Below are 19183 nucleotides of genomic sequence, written 5' to 3'. Positions count from 1 at the left end.
ATCCTCCTCCGGTTGCCTTTACCGAGCAAAGGCTAACCCAAGGTCAATTGCAACATCTACCTGTGAAACGGCGGGGGCCGGAGCGGAAGCCGTCAGCCCCCCATCGTCACGCCTGCCCGGTGAAGGGCCCCCCGGTGGGGAAATCATAGCCCAGATTGCGGAAGGCGGCGATCATGTCGTCGGACAGGCCCGGCGCTGCCGGATCGAATGGCGGCGTGGGGTAGTCGTGAATGATAGATGTCTCCGCGCGGGAGCGATCCCCGAGGCACTGTTCCAGGACGTTCAGCGCCGCGACGATCGGGCCTGCGGTGTTCGGCATGTCCGTGAAACTGGGATTGACCACCATCTCTTCCGAAACGTAGTTCAACGCGCCCCGGAAGTTGCGGATCTCGGGGGTATTGATCGCTTCGTAGGATTCCTGCGCCTGCTCAAGGCTCAGTTTTGCGACCGCCCGCGCCATGGCCGCATCGGCCTCGTCCGCGCTGGTGTCGATATCCAGATCGCGGCCTCGCAGCGATCTCAGGACAAAATCCCGGTCGCTTGCCGATTTTCCGAGCGCGCCAACCGCGTCAAGAAAGGCGGACGGGGTTGCATCGATCCTGCCAATGACCGTCGCCACGTCCCTCGTCAACGCCGCGTCCCCTTGAGCCAGCCGATCCCGGTAAGCATCTCGGAAGGCACCGGGCAAGGCATCTTCGGTCTTGCCGCCGAGCCGGAACAGCGTCGCGGTCAAGGTGCCTAGCTCGTCAATTTGCAGCGCGTCGAGGGTCTTGAAATCAGGGGTTTCCTGCGTCTGGAGGGCGCTGTGCAATTGCGCGATCTTGTCAGTCACCGGTTTGTCCGAAATCCCGAGCGCCGTCTTGAAATCATAGGCGATGTTGCCCAGTTCCTCGGCCGCGTTCAGGGCTTTTGCGAAGGTCGCGGGCGCGGTTTTGAGCGTGTCGGTCTGGCGCAGCACGGGATCGACGATATTGGCAAGCCGGGTTTCGATGTCTGACATGCGCTGGCGCGCTTCGGACGCGATATCCGACGATATCTCTGCCCCCGCCGGGCCAGGATCGATCTTCGACAGCCCTGACAGGATTGTCATATCAAGACGCGGCAGGATCTGCGCGCGGTCCGTTGCGGGAAGATTTTCCAGGATGTTGAACATCAATCTGGCTTGAACGTCTTTCTGGGCCTGTCCGAAACCGGCATCGTATTTCGAACCGATGGGCTTTACCGCGCTATTGAATATATCCATGAGTGCCTGATCGACGCCGGTGGTCGATGGCGTCTGTTCGACATGGTTTTTCAGCTGAACCGCGGCGCTGTGCAATGCCGGGCCGGTGAAAAGCCGTTCGGCACGCGCGCTCTTGATGGCATTGGCGACTTCTCGCTCGATCATGCTGTATCCAAGCTTGGAGGCGGCTTTTCCGGCCTTGTCCAGTTCTTCGCTCGACAGCGATTTCAATTGCGTATCCAAGCGCTGGCGGGGGGTCTGTTCGAACGGGCCCAGTTTGGAAAACGCCGCTTCGTCCTTTGCCACGGCTGCCATCAGCGTCTTGAGATCTTCGGCTTCCCCGGTTCTGAGCGCATCCAGAAGACGGCTGATCGAGCCGTTCAGCGCCCTGGCGGCCTGCGCCTCCTTTTGCTGGCCGGTGCCCATGACATCGCCGCGCGTCAGGATCACTTCGTTGCCGATGCGCAGGTCAATGGTGTCGGCGTCGTATTTCGCGATCACGTCTTCGCGGAACTTGTTGACCAAAAACTTCGCAGATTGATAGTCCGCAGCCCCGACCTTCGGGTCGTCAAACTTGGCCTCCACCGCATCGATATTGGCCTTCATGACCCGGATACCGGCGGATTTGTCTTTCGGATCCAGGTTCAACAGCGGCGCCCGGAGGCTTTCAGGCATGTGTTCGAGGAGGAAATTATAGCCCTCGATCGCGGCCTTCGGGACGCGCTCCTTGCGCGTGTCCGCCCCGTGATCGCCGCTCTTGCGCGCTGCGGACCCTTCCAGGAAGCTGCATGCGTGCAGGATGGACTCCTTGATGTCATGGGATGACAGTAGCTTGGGGGCCTTGGGCGCATTGCTGTCCTGAAGGAACGGCAACGCCCGCTGGTTCAGCTTGCAACCGTGGCTTTCCAGCTTGATGAACAGCATCTCGGTGGGCATCACCGGGCCCTTCTTCGGATCGTGGTTCTGCGCGAGCCGACCATATAGCACGGTCTTGCGCTCGTTCGGCAAGAGGGTGTCCACGTCCTCGCCCTGGGCCGTCATGTCGATGCCGCGCTGTGTGCCCTCGGGCATCTTCTGAAAGCCTTTCACATGCGACGAGCCGCGCTGATAGGCATCGGGGCATTTGTCGAGCCACTGGCGCAGCGCGCCGCCCGGATCCTCGATGGTCACGGCGCCCGACTTGAAGGACTGGCCGGCCTTGTTCTCTGCCGTGGCCTGAAGGAACCACATGACATTCGCCACATCTTCCTTCGTCGGCTTGGCCTTCGGATCGACCCCCTCGGTTTGCAGGCTTTGCACGAGCGCGGCACCCAAATTGATCTTGTCCTGTATCTTCGCCTCAAGTCGGGGAGTATTTGCCAGCGACAGCGGCAATGCGGCGGGCGACAGGTGGAAACCCTTCGTGGCGGACGGCGGCACAGAGAACGACATGGAAGCGATCGGATGGCCCTGCCGCGCCTCTTTCAAGATCGCGCGGCATTCGCAGTCGGACAGTTTCTTGTCGAACTGCGCTTCGATCTTCTCCGCGATATGATCGGCCCCTTTGAAACTGTCGCGCAGCATGGCGGCGAAGGCGCGGTTGAAATCCGCGGGTTTCACGGCGTCCTGCGCGGGGGCCGCGATTTTCGACAGGCCGAGTTTCTGGACGAAGAAATCCTTGACCTGCGTGAGGACCGACCCCTTGGACGTGGTCGCGGCCGGGGCCGCGGCGGGCGTCATCGGCGCGGCGGGCGGTGTGGCGGATGGCGTGATCGAAGTCATGGTCTGTCCTTTCTCAAACGCGGATCATATCGAGATCGAGCGGCGCGGCGGCGGTGCGCGGCGGCATGTCGGCATCGGCGGCGTCCGAGGCAGCTTCGCCCAGGGCGGGCATCGCGCCCTGCCAGGATCGCGCGAGGTTGGCGAAGTCCTCCAGCCTGCGTTCGAGCAGATCGGCGCTCAGCCCGTCGGTTCCCGCGCGCAGATTGAGCGATACCGTATCCCCCTCGGGATCGACGGCGATGGCGGCGCCGCCGGTCAGCCGGCCCATGTGATTGCCGGCCAACAGAATGCGCAGGAAAGGCTCAGCACCTTCATCGGGAACGGCCCCGAGCGGCGTATAAAAATGCACCTCGTCTGTCGCGGCGACATAGAGGATGGCGATTTCGATATCGTCGAGCGCCACGGCCAGCCGCCCGTCATTATCAAGCGCCAATTCGGTTCCCAGCCGCGCGCCGAGCGCCTCGATGGCCTGTTCCAGATGTGATCGCATGTGTTCCGTCCCTTCATGTGCTGTTTGAATAAGGGGGTAACACAGGTTGCGGGGGCCGCCGGGTGTCGGCTGTCACCTGCAAGCAGGCGGGCCGGATCACGCCAGAACAGACTTCGTGCAGTGCATGCGCACCGCCGTTCAACACTCTATGAAAGCGGAGAAATCCTTAGTGCTCTGACGCCGCGCCGGCGTGTCGCGGCGTGCGTCTCAGATAGTAGTCGAGGCTTGCGCGCGCCTCGTCGTCCAATGCGCCGGTCAGGGCAAAGGACGCTCGCGCCTTCATGAAGGACCGGATGCGCGCACGATCTTCGTTGCGGGCGGTGGCGGTGGCATCCGCCGGATCGATCCGGTCGAGCCGGGTGAGGCATTCGCGCACCGCCTCGTAATCGCCCCGGCGATAAGCGATCACCGCGCGGGCGAATTCGGCGTCGGGATCATCGGCGCTCAACTGCGCCAGCGCATCGGCCAGCACCTGCGCTTCGTCGAAGCGCAAATGCTGGACGCGCACGAGGATCGAGAGCAGAAGGTAATCCCGCTCCCGAGGGGTCAATCGGGTTGTCGCCGGTTCAGGCAGCGGCAGGAGGGCGCCGGGCGATCCGTCCATGCTCAATTCGCCGCCCGATGCGTCACGCGACGTTGCGGACGATTGTTTTCAGCGTGTCGGAGACCGACTTCATGATGTTGGTGCGCAGGTTCGTCACCGCCGACCACGTGTTCATCGCCATCTGCATCGAATACATCTTTTCGGTGTCCGACAGGTTGGCGTTCTGTTCGATCAGGCGGATGTCATCTTCGATATTGGCGATCTGGGTTTGCAGGTATTCCTGCCGCCAGACCAGATCGAACCCGTCACGTTCTTTGAAGGTTCTGCTCCCGGCGACCGGGGTGGTTCCCGGCGCTGTGCTTTCCGAGAACGGCGTGCTGATGTTGAGAACGGCCTCTGTTCCTGCCATGTCATGTTTCCTTCGATGAAATTGGTGTTTCCAGTATGGTGTTTGCCGCATCAAGCGCGCCCAGCAGCGCGGTTCCGGCAGCGTGTTCGTCCGGGCTGACCCCGGTGTCGATATGGCGCTTGACCGCCTGCCGCGTCTGCGCGATCCAGCTCAACCGCTCGGCGAGAACGGCGCCGGCCCCATCGCCAAGCAGCGCCTCTTCCAGCGCGGAGAAGCCCTGCGGCATGTCGTCTGTCTGATCCGAAACCGGTGTCACGATGCCTCCGTCAGCGATGCGGTCCGCGGCAGCTTTGCGCAGAACGCCGCCGCGCGGCGTGCCAAACGGCACAAGCCGTCAATCGGTCGAGGTGGCCCAGCGGATCTGTTGCGTCAGGCTGGTCAGGCCGTGGGAATTGCGCACCACGCGAGGGGTGATCATGATGAGCAGTTCCGAGCGCGATTGCAGGTTCGACTTCTGATTGAAAAGCCCGCCCAGCAGCGGCACCTTGCGCAGCACCGGCACGCCGCCTTCGCTGGTATCGGTGCGTTCGCTGATGAGCCCGCCCAAAAGCACGGTAAAGCCCGAATCCACGTTGACCTGCGAATTGACGCTGCGCTGCGAGATGACCGGGTTTTCCCCCGCCGCGGTATTCTCGCGCCGTGCCGCGCTGACCGTCTGCGCGATGTCGAGCAGCACCGAGTTGTCGGGCCGGATCGTCGGCGTGACGTCAAGGATCACGCCCACATCGACGGTTTCGATCTCCTGCGTGACCACGACATTGCCGTCCGAGCTCGACGATTGCGACGCGGTGACGAACGGGATCTGATCGCCCACCGACAGCCGCGAGGTCGCGCCATCGACGACGGTGACGTAAGGCGATGAAATCACACGCACGTTGGTTACCGATTGCAGCGCGGTGATCACCGCCTGAATATCCGTGCCGCCGCCCGTCGTGTCGCGGATGATCGCGGCCAATCCCTGCCCGCCGGGATCGCTGGCGCTGGCGCCACCACGGGACGATCGGATGCTGAAGCCCTCACCGTCCAGAAAAGTCTGCACGCCGTAGGACAGCTCGTCCGAGATATCGACCTCAACGATGGTCGCTTCGATCACCACCTGCGCCAGTGGAATATCGAGCGCCTTGACGACCTTCTGGATGCGCTGAAACTCGCGATAGGTCGAACGGATGAGCAGCGCGTTGTTGCGCGGATCGGCAACGACTGAAACGCCCTCGCCCGATGGTAGCGCCGGATCGCCCGCCGGGGCGCGCGCCACCGCGACGGCGGCCGGCGCGGCCTCGTCACCGCGTAAGGCCGCAGGGGCGCGTATCCCCGTGGCTTCCGCCGCGCTGGTCGATCCGCGTTCGGCCGCAGCGCTGAGGATGGCCGATTGGTTCTCCGGCTCGGTCGCGCCATTCGCCGTGGCGATCCCCGCACCGAAAACCGTTGCAATCTGGTTCGCGACCTCGGTGGCCCGCGCATGGGTCAGCTGGATCACCCTGAGCGAGACGGAATCGCGCCGATCCACATCGAGCCCGCGCGCCAGCCGCCGCACCTCGCCAAGCGCGGCGTCGGAATTGGCCGCGACGAGCAGCCCCTGACGCGTGCTGAGCGGGATGATCGTCACGCCCGAAATGCCCCGGTCGGCATAAAGCGCGTTCAGCTCATCTGCGACGACGCTGGGATCGTTTTGCCGCAGCGGCAGAATCGCCACCTGTTGCCGCGCGACGCCGGTATCGACGAGCGTGCGCACCAGATCCTCGACCGAGCCGAATTGCGTGGAATCGCCGCGCAGCACGATCTTGTTGGTATCGGGCACGCTGGCCACGCTGACCGAAGGCGGCGCGAGCGCGGTCAGCAGCGAGGCGATCGCCTCGGGATCGCCGCGTTCGATCGGGATGGTGGTCAACTGATCGCTCCCCAGCCCCGACCGCGAACGCGTCTGCGCCAGGCGCTCGAGTTCCTCGGGCAGGCCGACCTGGTAGACCCCGTTGAGATACTGTATCGCATAGCCGTTCCGCGCGAGGATATCGGCCAGTATCTGAACCAGCTGCGCGCGGGTGAACCGCGTGTTCGACTTGAACGTGACGCGCCCCTGCACAGCTTCGCCGATGATGAAGTTCTGCCCCAAGATACCGCCGAGGATGTTCTGGATCACCTGCGTCAGCGCCTCGTCCTCGTAATTGAGCGTCACCGAAGGGGTATTGGCATAGCGCGGCTGCCATGCCGCGCCCTGAACGCGGGCTGTCTCCAGCGGGCTGATGACAGGACCGGCCTCGTTGATCTCTCCGAGGAAACTGCCGTCCGGCCCGCGCGCGTCAGGCCCGGCATTGATGCCGCTGGTGTTCACGAACCCCGTCGGCGCATTGTCCTGCATCCTGGTCAGGCGCGGCTCGGTGTCTCCGCTGAACAGCGTCTCGCGCTGGAAGGCGGCGGTGAAGAAGCCGGGATCGCCATAGGCTTCCTTCGAGGTGGTGATGACCTCCGCACCTGTGACAGGATCGACCGCGACGACAAGCGGCGGCGGCGCGTCCCCCGCGCCGCGCTTTGCAGCCTCGTCCGCCGCGCAGCCGGCCAAAAGCAGGGTGCATATAAGCCCTAGAAGCGCCGCGATAGGCTGCAACGACGGGTTTCGGCGGGGCAAAGCCTCTCCGCCCGGAATGGGCCATGTCACTGTGATCTGTTCCCCCGCGCGGGTCATTGCCCGCAATCGCCTGTTTCATCTCTGCCGCGCGGTCCGGCGACGCCCTGGCAGGGGCTGCGCACCGATCCGCATATAAGAGGCGTGATAGCGCCGATCCGCCGGGCGATGGTGTGTTCTTTGTCTCACCCCCCCGGCGTGCAAGCCGCCTAGAACGGGGAAAACACCGCGCGGCGAACGCGGCGCGTGCCCGCTGCCACGGGCGGAAACAGCCGAGCCCGGCAGGATCGAGCCGGGAAATGACGGGACCATCCATGGCGCAGACGTCCGACACCCTGCTTCTCAAGATCCTCGGCGGCGCCCAGTTCGGCGCCGAAGTCGCGCTTGAGCCGGGAACATACACGTTCGGTTCGGGCGAGGAGTGCGATCTGGTCTTCGCCGACGCCCTACTGGCCGAAGCGCATGGCGCGGTGCGGCTCGGGGAGGGCCGGATCGAGATTCGCGCCGATGGCGGCGCCTTGCAGACCGCGGCGGGGCTGACGCTGGAGCCGCAGGACGGTGCGTGGCACGAGATCGCGCAGCTCGACACCGTCACCGCCGGCACGACCCGTTTCGCGATCGCCGCACGCGGCGCAAGCTGGTCGCGGCTCGAAACCGCCGCCGCGCGCGGGGAGACGCTGCCGCCTCCCGAAATCCCCGACAGGCGGCACCGGCGCTATCTCATGCCCGGTGCGCTGACCGCGCTGGCGGCGGTGTTCGTCATCGGATCGGCCCTGCTGAGCAGCGACGGCGCATCGAGCCGCATCGCCAACCTGGTCGGCACGGCGCGTCTTTCGGAAGAAGCCCGCGTCACAGGCGCGCTGGAGGATCTGCCTTTCGCCCACGCCATCACGGTCAGCGCCGCCGAAGACGGCCGCGTGAGCGTGCGCGGCTATGTCGAGAATGTCGCGCAGCGCCGCGCCGTGCGGCAGGTGCTGTCGCAGACCGGCAGTTCGGTTGCGCCCAACATCTCGGTGATCGAGGTGATGGAGAACGACATTCGCGGCCTGATCCGCGCGCGCGGGCTGGACCTCGCCGCGATGGTGGCGCGGGACGGCACCGTCACGCTTTCCGGCAAGGCGCTGTCCGACAGCGCCGTTTCGGATCTGGCCGACACGATCCTGACTCAGGTGCTTGGCGTGACGGCGGTGCGCGACGATGTGCGCAGCGCGTCCGACATCCTCGCCGATGCGCGAGAGATGCTGGACGCCGCTCGGCTCGATGGGCCGGTGATCCTGCGCCTCGCGGACGGAATCGCGGAGGCCACGGGCGTCGTGCCCTCCGCCAAGGTCGATAACTGGGTCGGTTTCGTCAGCGGCTATGCCTCGCGGTTTGCAGGCGACGTGCCTCTGCGGTCCTTCGTGGCGCTAGAGGGGCGCGGCGCGCCGCAGCCCATCGTCATCGCGGCCGGTCAGCCGGTGCGGCCCGATCTGGGCCGGGTGCTTGGACCGGCGCTGAACGAAAGCGATATCCTGAACGCGCTGTCAACGGGGCCGGAAACGCTGGACCCGCCGCGCCAAGACGCCGCGCCGGAGCGCGGAGCCGAGGTCGGCCTGCTGTCATCCGAGCAGATCGCCGCCGCGCTCGTGCCCTTCCGCGCAGCCTTCGAAGCGGACCCGGACGCGATGCTGGCCCGGCTCGGCCTGCCGCCGGGCGATTTCACCGCACGCCGGCTTCTCGCAGCGCTCGATATCGCCCAGGCTGATCCCGAGGCCGCCGCCGCAGCCTTCGCGGATTTGCCTGAAACCGTGCAACTGTCGCTCCGCGCCGTTCTGGAGGAGTTGGGCGAAACCGGGCCGGAGGCAGCGGCGGAGGCGAGAGCCGCGCCGCGCGGGGCTCAGACGCCATCCGCGCCGCCCGGCTGGACCTCTTTGCTCAGTCTCGCGATGGGCAATCCCGCCGCCGATCTGGAAGCCAAGGCGCGAAGCCTCCCGCCGATCTCCTCCGCGCCTGTAGGTTCCACCGGCGATCTTGCCGCACCAACACAGGACGCCGCGCCGGAAACCGTGCAGGACGCGCTGCTGCGCCGGTTGTCGCAAACGCTCGACCCATCGAATGACGCGCCAAGCGGGGAAAACATCACTGGCGACATCACCGAGACCCTTCTCCCGCCCGCGCCGAGCGCAAGGGAAGAGAGCGACGCCCGGCCGCAGGGGAGCAACACCGCCAGCGGGCGTCAGGGCGGGGGCGTCCCGAACCCAAGCGGCGCAGGCGCAAAGAGCGGGCCGCTTCCGGCGACCGCCAATGCCTTCGACGCGCCGTTCCGGCGGCTCATCCAGGCGACCGACCTCGTCCTGTCAGAGCAAAGCGAAACCGTTGAGAAAGCCGGCCCGGATGTCCGCAAGGCGCTCGCCACCCTGTCAGAAACGCTGATCGGGGCGGTGCGCTCGCAACAGGCCGCGCTGTCGCAGGGCCGCACGCTATTGCCGGCGCAGCCAAGCCAACAGGCCAGCGGCGCGGAATGCTGGCCGGGGGCCCCGATCACCCCGCCGCAAATCCCGACGGTGCTTTTCTGGCTCGATTACTTCAGTGTCGATGCCAGCACCGATCTTTCGCAGCTCGATGGCCCGAACCAGCGCATCCTGCTCGAAGCGGCGCTGTCGCCGAAACGTCTGCGCGCCTGTCTGAAACGGCTCGATAGGCCGCTCGCGGACACACTGCTGCGCGAATCGATCTTCCTGCGCGAGACGGCGGTGAACGACCGGTTCGGCGGCTTCCTGCTGCGCGGTATTCCGCAGGTCGATCTCGATCTCGTGGGGATCGATTTCACCGGCACGCGCTATATCGAGCTGCGCGACGGGCGGCTGCTGCGCCCCGGCTCCGCCCCCGATCTGGAAAGCCGGATCGCGGCCATCGGCGATCTGGGCGTGGTGCTGCGCGTGCCGGGGCGCTACGCCGCACGCCTCTTTGGCCCCGAAATTGGATGGCAGATCGACGAGTTCTGACATTGCTGAGCGAAAACATGCCGTTATAGCGGCTTTGCCTGTGTCGCATGACGCTCCCCAAAGACAAAAGATCGGTAACCTGTTAGCGTCGCAGGCCTAGACGGTATCGTTTCAGTCACTTTGTTTCAGGCAGGCGTTCATGAGTATTTTTTCCGGAGACCCTCCCATGCAGGACAGCCTCAATCCCTTGCCGCCGACACGCGCGGCGAAGATGGTCGCGCCCGGCTTTGCCGTCGAAATCGCGCCGGAGGGGCCGTCGCTCGATGGGGCGCGGATCACCTTTCCCGGCCAGACCGAGGATTTGACACTGCTGTCGCTTCTGCGTGGCGCCATCGCTGCGGGCGATCTTGCCAGCGATCTGCAGCCTCCCGCCGATCCCGATGCCGCCTATTCCGATGCGCTCCGCGCCGCCAGGGACGGGCAGACGGCCGCCGCCGGCACGCTGTTTCTCGCCCTCGCGCTCAGCGGTCATCACGTCGGCGGTGCGCTGCACGGGTTGGCGAGCGCGCTGTGCAAGGCCGGGCGGCACGACGAGGCGTTGCGCCTGTCGCTCACATTGGGCGATGCGGGGTTCACCGATCCGCGCGCGCTGATCCTGGCCGGGTTCGCGGCGCAAAAGACGGGCGACAAGGCGCTGGCGCGCAAATGTCTTGCCCGCGCCGCGCGGATGGCCCGCGGGCAGCCCGAATATGTCGAGGATCTGCATTTCGCGCAGCGGCTTTTGCTCATGCAACAACTCGGGGATTGATCCATGGCGATTTGCCCCACCTCCCGCGCCACGCGCCATTTCCGCGATGCCGATCTGGGCGTTGCCGGCATCCATCGCTGGCGCGTCGAGGACGAGGTGCATCTGCCCGGCGGCCCCGCCTCGGCCCCTGGTTTCCTGCCGCAGGAGCGTCCGCTCGATGCGGTGCTGCGCCGCGATACGCTGGACGAGCGGCTTGTCGATCACATGGTGCCGGCGCAGATCGATCCCGAACTCCTGTCGCCGCCGGTGATGACCCGCACACGCGAGACACTGGCCGGCAAGCTGGCGCTGGCAGCCGATGCGGGCGGGGGCAGCACGCTGGACCATGCAGCGATGCTTCTGCAGGAGGAAGTCCTGCTCGATGAAGACGTGCGCGCCGCGCTTTCCGCGTTGTTGAAAGGCTAGGGTATGGCGCTGGACGGACCGGATGATGCGCTGCGCGTTCTGGAAACGGCATTGGGCGGCGCGGCCCTCGGTTTCGACGAGGGCGGCGTCTGCCAGGTCACCGTGCAGGATGCGTTCGTTCTCAACCTTGTCAAAAGCAGCGATGCCGCGCTTCGGCTCGTCACCTATCTCGATGCGCAAATCCAGCCGATGACCGCACGGTTCCTGCTCAATGCGATGACGGAAAACCACCTCGGCGGTGCGGGTCCGCATGGCCGCTTCGGGCTGCACCGCGATATGGGCATCCTAGCGCTTGAGGAAACCATCGCTTGCCAAGGGCTCGATCCTGCCGTGTTCGAGGCGCGGGTGCTGGGTTTCGTCAAGACCGCCGCCTATTGGGTGCTGAACGCGGACAATCTCTTCGACGATCCCAACGCGCTCGAAGATCAGGTTCACGCGACGGGCGCGCGCATGGCCGAGGATGTGTTTGCCTCTTACGCCAGCGACGACGCGGATGCGTTCGTCGTGAAGGTCTGACGCGATGATCCCGCCGCGCATCGGAGGCCCGTCCGGCCCGCCACCACCCGGATCGCCCCCCGGCCCCGGTTCCGATAAGGCCGCAAGGCTGCGCGAACTGGCAGGGGCTACCGATCTGTCCGCGATTTCCATGCGAACCGGCGCGAAAGGCGATGCGGTCGGGCCGCAGATGCCGGACGCGGCGCGCCTCTCGCGGCTTCAGAATGGTGGGCCAACCAGCCTCAAAGAGGCGCTTGGCACGCGCGTGGTAGAGGTTCAGGCGCAGCGCGCCGAGGCCTTCGCCGCCCGCGTGAAGGACGCGCTGGCCGCCCTGCCCGGCCCGACCGGGCGCGTGGTCCATCTCGATTTCGACAAATCCGCACCGCTGTCGCTGCATGGCGTGACGGCAGGCTTGTCGCTCGCCACCGAAACCCGCGCACCCCTGCAAGGCGATGCGCCGAGCCTGGCCGCCGGGTTCGCCGCGCTCGATGCCGCCGACGGGATCGACGCCGATCCGCGTGCGCGCATCGTTCCGGATGCGTCCGGCACCACCGGCGCGCGCCACGCCGCCGCGCTCGGCGCTCTGATCGGCACCGGCGCGCCGCTTGTCGAGACCATCCGCATTGAAGGATCGGGGCCGGATATGGTGGCGGTGCGCACCGGGCTGTCGGGCCGGATCGATCTTGCCGCAACATTGGCGCGGCGCGATTGACGGTCAGCCACGCGCCTTGTGATCGCCGCGCTCCATGTCGATATCGCCGCGCCGGGCGGGGCCGTCATAAAGCTCACCCTCGTGCCGGGCGATCCAGGCCAGGATTTCGGCCACCACCGAAAACATCTCGTCCGGCACGTAGTCGCCCGGTGCGGTATCGGCATAAAGCCCGCGCGCCAGAGCGATATTGCGAAACACCGGCACGCCCGATTGCTCGGCCACCACGCGCAGCCGCTGCGCCTCGGGCCCGCGCGCGCGGGCGGTGACCATGGGCAGCGGCGTCTGCCCCTCGCGGTAGCGGATCGCCACGGCGATATGGGTCGGGTTGACCACCAGCGCCGAGGCGTTCTCCACCTGCTTGGGCGCATCGCCCATCACCAGTTCCTGTGCGAATTGCTTGCGCTGGCCCTTGGTCAGCGGGTCGCCCTCGCTTTACTTGAATTCGCGCTTGACCTCTCCTTTCGACATCATCAGCGATTTGGTATGCGCATGGCGCTGGTACCAGAAATCGAACAACGCGACGATCAAAAAGGCCAGCGCCGAATAGGCGACCACCTGGTAGAGCACCCGCACCGTTACCGATTGCAAACAGGTCATGCCGCAACTGATCGCGGTGAAATAGGCGCCGATCGCGTGATAGGTGACGTAATAAAGCAGCAGCGACAGAAAGAGGATCTTGACCACCGATTTGATCAGCTCGACCACCTGCTTCATGCTGAAAATGCGTTTGAACCCCTTGTTGATCGAGATTTTCTCTAGCTTGGGCGTGATCGCCTCGATGCTGAACAGCGATCCGAACTGGACGTAATTCGCCGCGATCCCCAGCGCCAGCGTGACGCCGATCACCGGCAAAAGCGCCAGCGTGCCGATATCGAAGGCGGCGGCGATTCCGGTCTTAAGCGCGGCGACGCCGCCCTCCGCCGCCAGCAGCGCCACGGTGTCCATCAGCCCCACCAGCCGCCACCAGATCTCTCCGCCCAAGGCAAGAATGACCACGATCACGCCGAACAGCGAAATCGTGGTCACCACCTCCTGACTGCGCGCCACCTGCCCCTTTTTGCGGGCATCGCGTTCCTTCTTGGGGGTTGGCTGCTCTGTCTTCTCGCCGGTCTCGGACATGGGCGCTATGCCTTATCTCAGATCAAGCGCCGCCGAACCGCGGGGGCCACCACATCCGCTCATGCGCAAGCTCAGAGACCCGATACGAAGGTCAGCAACTGCGCATCCACCGTCTTTTTCAACGAGTCGAAGGCAGCCTTGATCGCGGCATCCTCCGCGCTTGTCATGTTCGCGCTTTGCGGCGCCACATCCTCGGTTGCCATCGCCATGATCATGCCGACGGACCGGATCACGGCTGCGCTTTCCGCATCGTAATCGGCGCCGACCTGGTGAAAGGCCGGTCCGAAGCGGTTCAGCAAAAGGTCTTTCGAAAGATCCTGCATCGCCTGCCGAAGCTGATCGCTGGACAGCCGCTTTTCGGCGCCCTCCCCTCCTTCCGGATCGGGGCCGGTTGTCGTGCGCAACGTCTCCATCGCATGTTTGAGCTGTTCGAGATGCGGCTCCGCGATCACCCCGGCCATCCCGTCGCGGGCGGCAAGCTGCCGGCCGTAACGCGGCGCGAAGGTATCCTTGACGATCTGCTTTGCCGCGTCGAACAGGTTTTCGAAATCGGACTGCGTCAGCTTGTCGTAATCGAGCTCGCCATCCGTCATCTTCGCGGCGGGATTCTCGACAGCCGTAAGAAGCGCCTTGGCGTGCAGTCCGACCTGCACCCTGGCAAGCGGTTTGAACGCCTCTATCTCGCCGCCGAGCGTATCGAACGCTTGCGCAAGCTGCTTGTTGTTGCGAAGCGCGCCGACCTCGGCTTGCTCCGGGGCCGGGAAGAGCGTCGCCCCCAGATAGTGCTTGATCTCGAAATTGATACGCTGTTCGGCCTTCGCCCGCGATCGCGGATCGATCTTGACCTCGATTTCATCGGCAAACAGGCTTTTGGGTTGCAGCGCGGCAACGCGCGCCGGATCGGCGGCCCGCGCGGGTGTGGGGGAGGGCGCGGCCACGGTTTGCCGTTGTCCGAGCTTATCGAGACACGCCTTCATGTCGCGGAAGGTTGCAACGACGCCATCCTTGATCGAACTCAGGAAATCCTTGACCTTGTCAAAGGCACCGCCCCCGGCAACAGGCGCCCCCTGTGCTGTGCCGACTGTCGCGGCGGCGAGCCCGGTGGGCTGCGCGCTGACAGATGCGGCCTGTGCGGTTGCGGTCGTATTGCCGGTGGTTAGAGGTGTGATCGCCATGTCTGATGTCTCCTTGTCACTATGCCCCCGACCCCTCGGGTGTGATCCTGTCCGCGGCGCTTCAGGCGCGCAGGATGATGTCGTTGTCCGCCCCCGGCATGAACGGTGCCTCCGCCTGCCCGGAATCGAGCGCATCGCGGCCCGGCCCGGTGGTCCAATAGGCAGCATGGGCCACGAAATCGCGCAGCGCGGCATCGAGTGCGGTTTCTCCCAGCCGGTCCAGATGGATCGCGCGTGTCAGAATCGCCTCGCCCTGCTCGGTCAGCGCCATATGCGCAGCCCCGGTCTCGCACCCGTTCAACGTCGCCTCCAGAAGCCGGCGCGCGACCGCAGCGTCGACGCCTTCGGCGATCCGCGCCTCGAGCCGGATCGCCCCGGTATCGAGAGCCGTCAGGCGCAGCGGAACACCCGCATCGAGATCGACACCGCCCGAAGTGGCCGATCCCGCTTGATCCAGCGCGTCGCAGGCGTATCGAATGGCGTCCCGAGAATTCATCTTCCTGTCTCCATCTGTTGAGGATGTTATGCACCTTGGCGGCGCGGTCGCGGGTGTCATGCGATCCATGACGACAGCGCGCGCCTGTCGCGGTGTATCTTTCGTCACGCCACCTCTAGGGTCTGCGCCCGGCCAAGCAGCCCTTCGATTTGCGAGGTCAGGGAGGCGTCATCGCCGTCGCGCAGCTCGGCGCACAGAAACACCCGCCCGCTGCCCGGCTCCGCCGCAATCCGCGTGCCGTCGGTCAAGCCGCGATTCATGCGCAGCAGGGTCAGTGCCCGGTCTGGCTCGCGCGCGACATTGGCGGGCAGCTCCACGCTGGCCTCAAGCGCATCGTCGCGTCCGGTGAAGAAATAGACCGACGCGCCATCGACGATCAGTTCGGCATGGCCTTCGGCATTGGCGGCAAAACGGCGCTGCCCTGCGATCTCTCCGATCCGGGCAAGCAGGCGGTCATTGTCTTTCATGATCTTTCCTTATTCAGACGCGTCAGTTGATGATCGACCGCAGGATCGTCGTCATCTTGTTCAGAACATTGGTCGCAATGTCGTAATGGCGGTTCTTGATCCGGTTGAGTTGCGCGATCTCGCCCATCAGGATCTGATTGTCCTGCCCCAGTTGCCGCGCCCCCTCGCTCAGCGCGATGGCGAAACGGTCGAATTCTTCCTTGTAGTGCGCAACGCCGGTATTGCCCGGATCGGTGACGAGCCGGCTCACCGGACGGTCGAGCCCGACCGCCGCTTCCATCGGATGCACCGCGCTGCCCGACAGCCCCTTGTCGAACATCGCAACGGTGCGCCGTGTTTCCGGGCTCGAAAGATCCACCGTTTTCTGCTCGCGCGCGTTCGGATCGCTCAGCTTGCTGGCATCGAACTTCGCCAGCGCGGCGTTCACGATCTTTTGCATGCGCGTGTAATCCTGCAACAGCAGGTTGCGCTGGTTCAATTCCTCGGTCTTGGCCTCGGCCTGTGCTTCGTTGCGGTAATTGGCGAAGGTCTGCAGAACGAAGGTCAGGCCGGGTGTATCCAGCCTCTTGCCCTCGAACACCTGCGTCTGCGCCACCTCGCGCGACAGCCGCGCCAGATCGTAAAGCTGCAATTCGATCCGCACCAAAGTATCGCGCCCGGCGATGATGCCCGACGGTCCGTTCACCGCGTTCACATCGGTCGGCATCGTGCCGCGCGTGCCTTCGGCGGGCAGGTTGAAAAAGCGCTCCAGCCGAATGAACCGCTCCGACAGCGCGCCCAGATCCTGTGAAATCCGGTCCAGATCGAACACCGCCATGGAATTGAGCGCATCCAGCATCAGATCGTATTGCGCAACGAAGGCCTGTTGCCAAAGCTGCGCGCGCTTGCCCGGATCGTTCAGGAATTCCGTCAACTGCGCCGCGGCATCGCCGCCCAGACCATCGGTCACATTCGTGCGGGCCGCCTGAACAAGATCCTGCGCCGCCTTGCGTGCCTCCGCCACCGTCTCGCCCCCTGCGGGGCGCAGATCGAAACGCGCGGCGACGACCTCGGAATAGGCGGGATGCAGCACCAGCGCGCGCTGGTCGTCCAGCGGCAGTTTTGCAATATCGGCCGGTTGCAGATGGTTCAGCACGACGATCCGTTTGCTGTCCTGCGTCAGCAAGACATGCAGGTTCGACAGCGCGTCGGGGGCGGTGCCGATGGTGCCGTGCCGAAACGTGACATCACCCACACCGTCATTCGCGGTCGTGGCACTGCCATGCTCGTTCAGCCACGCCATCCGATGCGCGCTGTGCCAAAGCAGAAACGCCGCCTTGTCAGGCGTTGCGCCATAGCCGGGCGGCCGCGAGCCGATCAGCTCGCCATCGGCATCGAATGTGGGAAACAACGCCTCGGCATCGGCGGCGCGCTTTGGGTCGATCACCGCAGGATCGCCGGTGCCGCGCAGCAGGGTCTGCGGGTTCACGACACCCGGCACCTGCGCGCGCCCATCGCCCAGCGTCGCCTCGTAATAGCCCGCGCCACTTGTGGACACGGGCGGCGGCAAGGTCGGAGGTAGCGCCATCACATCCGCCCGATCGCCTGAAGCATCTCGTTCATCTTGCTCAGCGCGTTGTTGCCAAGGTCGAAATGCCGGTTCCGCTGCTTGGTCGCGTTCTCGATCTCGTTCTGCTTGATCTGGTTCTGTTGGTTGAGCTGCGTGACGGTATCGGAAAGCTGGGTGGAATATCCGTCCCAGGAGGTTTTCTTGTATTGCTCAAGCCAGCCGAGATATTCTCCTTCACTGATAAACCCCTGTCGAGGGCGCTCTATTCGGTAGAGGGCTTCGATCGGATGGGCTACGCTCTCACCAAACCACTCGGTGTCCAGGGAAAACATGGATACCGCCGCCAAATCTTCGTCTGACAGTCGAGAAGCGAGAGAAGAACCCGTATCGGTTCTGAACCAGTAAGGTGGCGCAACCCTAGCACCTTCGAAGGCATGCGGATAATGAACTTTTCCGTCAAACTTTACCGAAAATGAATAATTGGTTAAAAATACTTCTTCATTCGGCGGTGACGGATCGGTGAAGACTGAATTATCGTAATCCGCCCCGATAAGCCCCAAGGTCTGATCTGTATTACTGGGATCGAATAGCTTGACGGTTTCAGTGACCATGCGTTGCATTCGTGCATAGTCGTTCAGCAACCTGTGAAGCTGCTTGATCTCTTCCGTGCCGGAGTCGGCAACACCTTCGGCCTGCGTCTCGTAAAGCGATTGCAGCCGGAAAATCAGGTTCGCGACATCCATACGAGGATCGCGAACACCGCCGGAAAGAGGCGCCATGGCATCGCGGGCCATCGTACTTGCCCGAATGGCGCGTTCGGCACGCATGAACTCCGCAAGTCCTTGTTTGATTGTGGCGTTTCCATCGGTCGAACTCGCCCGTCCGAATGTTCCTATATCGTTTTCTACGTATAGGGCGAATTCGGTTTTCGAATTTACTCTAAGTCCCAGCAGGTACTGGCTGATCGTCATTTTTGCCGGCTCGGGCACGCTCGCGAAAGCCAGCGCCCTGCGGAACCGCTCGCCAATCGCGCCCGCCTCGCTATCGAGCAGATCGCCTGCGGCGATCTTGCTCGCCCCGGCGCGGCGCGCCAGCAGGTCGAGCTGGTCCATGAAGACCTTGGCGTTGCCCGCGCCGAGGGTCGTTTCCGCTTTGGTGATCTCTGACCTCAGGGCGGACATCACGTCGGTGTTATAGGTGGGCGGCGGACCGCCTGATGGCGCCACCTTGGTCAGGTTCAGCCGCGCGGCCAGGTCTTTCCAGATCGTTGCGTCGGTCAGCGACGACTGGTCCGCCTGGCTCAGCCTCGCGATATCCGAGATTGTCAACTGGTCCACCGGGATCACCGTCTTGCCGTCATTCGACAGCATCACGTTCACCTTGGCCGCGCCCAGATCGATCTGTTTCACCGCGCCGGGGGCCACATTTTGCGACAACAGCCATTCGGCCTGAACCGCGCTGTGCCATTGCAGGAAGGTCTTGGGGTTCGCATCGCCGAAATCGGCGGGCCGCCCGCCCGGCACTGTCACATCCTTGCCATCAAGATGCTGGAACACGCCGCGCGCGGTGACGGTCGAAGGGTGCATCCCGCCCGCGATCAGGGTTGCGGCCTTTTCCTTGAGCGTCTCGATATTGGTGGCGATGCTCGTCTTGGCCGTCTCGATCGCCTCTTCCGCCGTCTCGATCGCGGCCTTGAGCGTCTTCACTTTCTCCGCATCCGGGGTCGGCTTGGCGTTCTCCGCGGCCAGATCGGCCTGCAACGTCTTGATCTCGGCCCGCCTGGTGTCGATTGTCTGGAGCAATGTCCGGTTGGTGCGCACAAGCGTATTGCGCTCGGCCAGAACCGTCGCGAGATCGCCCGTGGGTTCCGCCCCGAGCCCGCCGGCAGCCGCGCCGGGAATCTGGCGATGCGCGGGCGTTTCGACGCCATTGGGCGACGGCACCGCAATGATGTTCGAGACATTCGAGGACCAGAAATTCACCATCT

General features: G+C 64.6%; 16 protein-coding genes and 1 pseudogene. 5 read left to right on the top strand and 12 right to left on the bottom strand.

The annotated features are described in order from the left end of the window. Positions 1–106: 106 nt before the first annotated feature. The 6 genes from M3465_RS13595 to M3465_RS13570 all read right to left on the bottom strand — a co-directional run bounded on the left by M3465_RS13595 (position 107) and on the right by M3465_RS13570 (position 7106). Positions 107–2983, bottom strand: a complete 2877-nt coding sequence (locus M3465_RS13595) for a hypothetical protein (protein ID WP_249502307.1) — start codon at positions 2981–2983, stop codon at positions 107–109. A gap of 13 nt (positions 2984–2996) precedes the next feature. Then, entirely contained in the window at positions 2997–3473 is a 477-nt protein-coding gene (locus M3465_RS13590; RefSeq protein ID WP_249502306.1) for a type III secretion system chaperone, read from the bottom strand. Between the two features lie 166 nt (positions 3474–3639). Next, positions 3640–4077, bottom strand: a complete 438-nt coding sequence (locus tag M3465_RS13585; RefSeq protein WP_249502305.1) for a hypothetical protein — start codon at positions 4075–4077, stop codon at positions 3640–3642. A 22-nt stretch (positions 4078–4099) separates the two neighbouring features. Next, positions 4100–4426 (bottom strand): EscF/YscF/HrpA family type III secretion system needle major subunit, encoded by a 327-nt coding sequence (locus M3465_RS13580; protein ID WP_249502304.1) that lies wholly within the window; start codon positions 4424–4426, stop codon positions 4100–4102. Between the two features lies 1 nt (position 4427). After that, positions 4428–4682, bottom strand: coding sequence for a hypothetical protein (locus M3465_RS13575; RefSeq protein ID WP_249502303.1), 255 nt, complete (start codon positions 4680–4682; stop codon positions 4428–4430). A gap of 78 nt (positions 4683–4760) precedes the next feature. Then, positions 4761–7106: a secretin GspD/PilQ domain-containing protein gene (locus tag M3465_RS13570; protein ID WP_249502302.1), complete on the bottom strand. Its 2346-nt coding sequence runs from the start codon at positions 7104–7106 to the stop codon at positions 4761–4763. A gap of 254 nt (positions 7107–7360) precedes the next feature. On the opposite strand from M3465_RS13570, the gene M3465_RS13565 reads away from it, so the two are divergent. The 5 genes from M3465_RS13565 to M3465_RS13545 all read left to right on the top strand — a co-directional run bounded on the left by M3465_RS13565 (position 7361) and on the right by M3465_RS13545 (position 12390). Next, on the top strand, positions 7361–10030 hold the full coding sequence (locus tag M3465_RS13565) for an FHA domain-containing protein (protein WP_249502301.1): 2670 nt from the start codon (positions 7361–7363) through the stop codon (positions 10028–10030). Between the two features lie 139 nt (positions 10031–10169). Continuing rightward, on the top strand, positions 10170–10778 hold the full coding sequence (locus tag M3465_RS13560; protein ID WP_249502300.1) for a hypothetical protein: 609 nt from the start codon (positions 10170–10172) through the stop codon (positions 10776–10778). Positions 10779–10781: 3 nt separating this feature from the next. Then, positions 10782–11183: a type III secretion apparatus assembly protein SctX gene (sctX, locus tag M3465_RS13555; RefSeq protein WP_249502299.1), complete on the top strand. Its 402-nt coding sequence runs from the start codon at positions 10782–10784 to the stop codon at positions 11181–11183. Positions 11184–11186: 3 nt separating this feature from the next. Beyond that, entirely contained in the window at positions 11187–11699 is a 513-nt protein-coding gene (locus M3465_RS13550) for a type III secretion system chaperone (RefSeq protein WP_249502298.1), read from the top strand. 4 nt (positions 11700–11703) lie between these two features. Then, on the top strand, positions 11704–12390 hold the full coding sequence (locus tag M3465_RS13545) for a hypothetical protein (protein ID WP_249502297.1): 687 nt from the start codon (positions 11704–11706) through the stop codon (positions 12388–12390). Between the two features lie 3 nt (positions 12391–12393). Here the strand turns inward: M3465_RS13545 and sctU are convergent. The 6 genes and pseudogenes from sctU to M3465_RS13515 form a co-directional block, all read right to left on the bottom strand. Continuing rightward, a pseudogene (sctU, locus tag M3465_RS13540) lies at positions 12394–13509 on the bottom strand (type III secretion system export apparatus subunit SctU). Positions 13510–13580: 71 nt separating this feature from the next. Further along, positions 13581–14684 (bottom strand): hypothetical protein, encoded by a 1104-nt coding sequence (locus tag M3465_RS13535; protein WP_249502296.1) that lies wholly within the window; start codon positions 14682–14684, stop codon positions 13581–13583. 61 nt (positions 14685–14745) lie between these two features. Continuing rightward, a complete protein-coding gene (locus tag M3465_RS13530; RefSeq protein WP_249502295.1) occupies positions 14746–15180 on the bottom strand; it encodes a type III secretion system chaperone in 435 nt (144 codons plus the stop codon). Positions 15181–15284: 104 nt separating this feature from the next. Further along, positions 15285–15647, bottom strand: coding sequence for a type III secretion system chaperone (locus tag M3465_RS13525; protein WP_249502294.1), 363 nt, complete (start codon positions 15645–15647; stop codon positions 15285–15287). Between the two features lie 22 nt (positions 15648–15669). Next, a complete protein-coding gene (locus tag M3465_RS13520) occupies positions 15670–17214 on the bottom strand; it encodes a hypothetical protein (protein WP_249502293.1) in 1545 nt (514 codons plus the stop codon). Then, a complete protein-coding gene (locus M3465_RS13515) occupies positions 17214–19181 on the bottom strand; it encodes a hypothetical protein (RefSeq protein ID WP_249502292.1) in 1968 nt (655 codons plus the stop codon). Before M3465_RS13515 ends, M3465_RS13520 begins: the two co-directional genes overlap by 1 nt. Positions 19182–19183 lie beyond the last annotated feature (2 nt).

The organism is Marivita sp. GX14005 (genome assembly GCF_023370775.1).
Classification (GTDB): domain Bacteria; phylum Pseudomonadota; class Alphaproteobacteria; order Rhodobacterales; family Rhodobacteraceae; genus Marivita.
The sequence above is the reverse complement of the archived record's forward strand: the minus strand, read 5'-3'. Positions and strand labels throughout refer to the sequence as shown.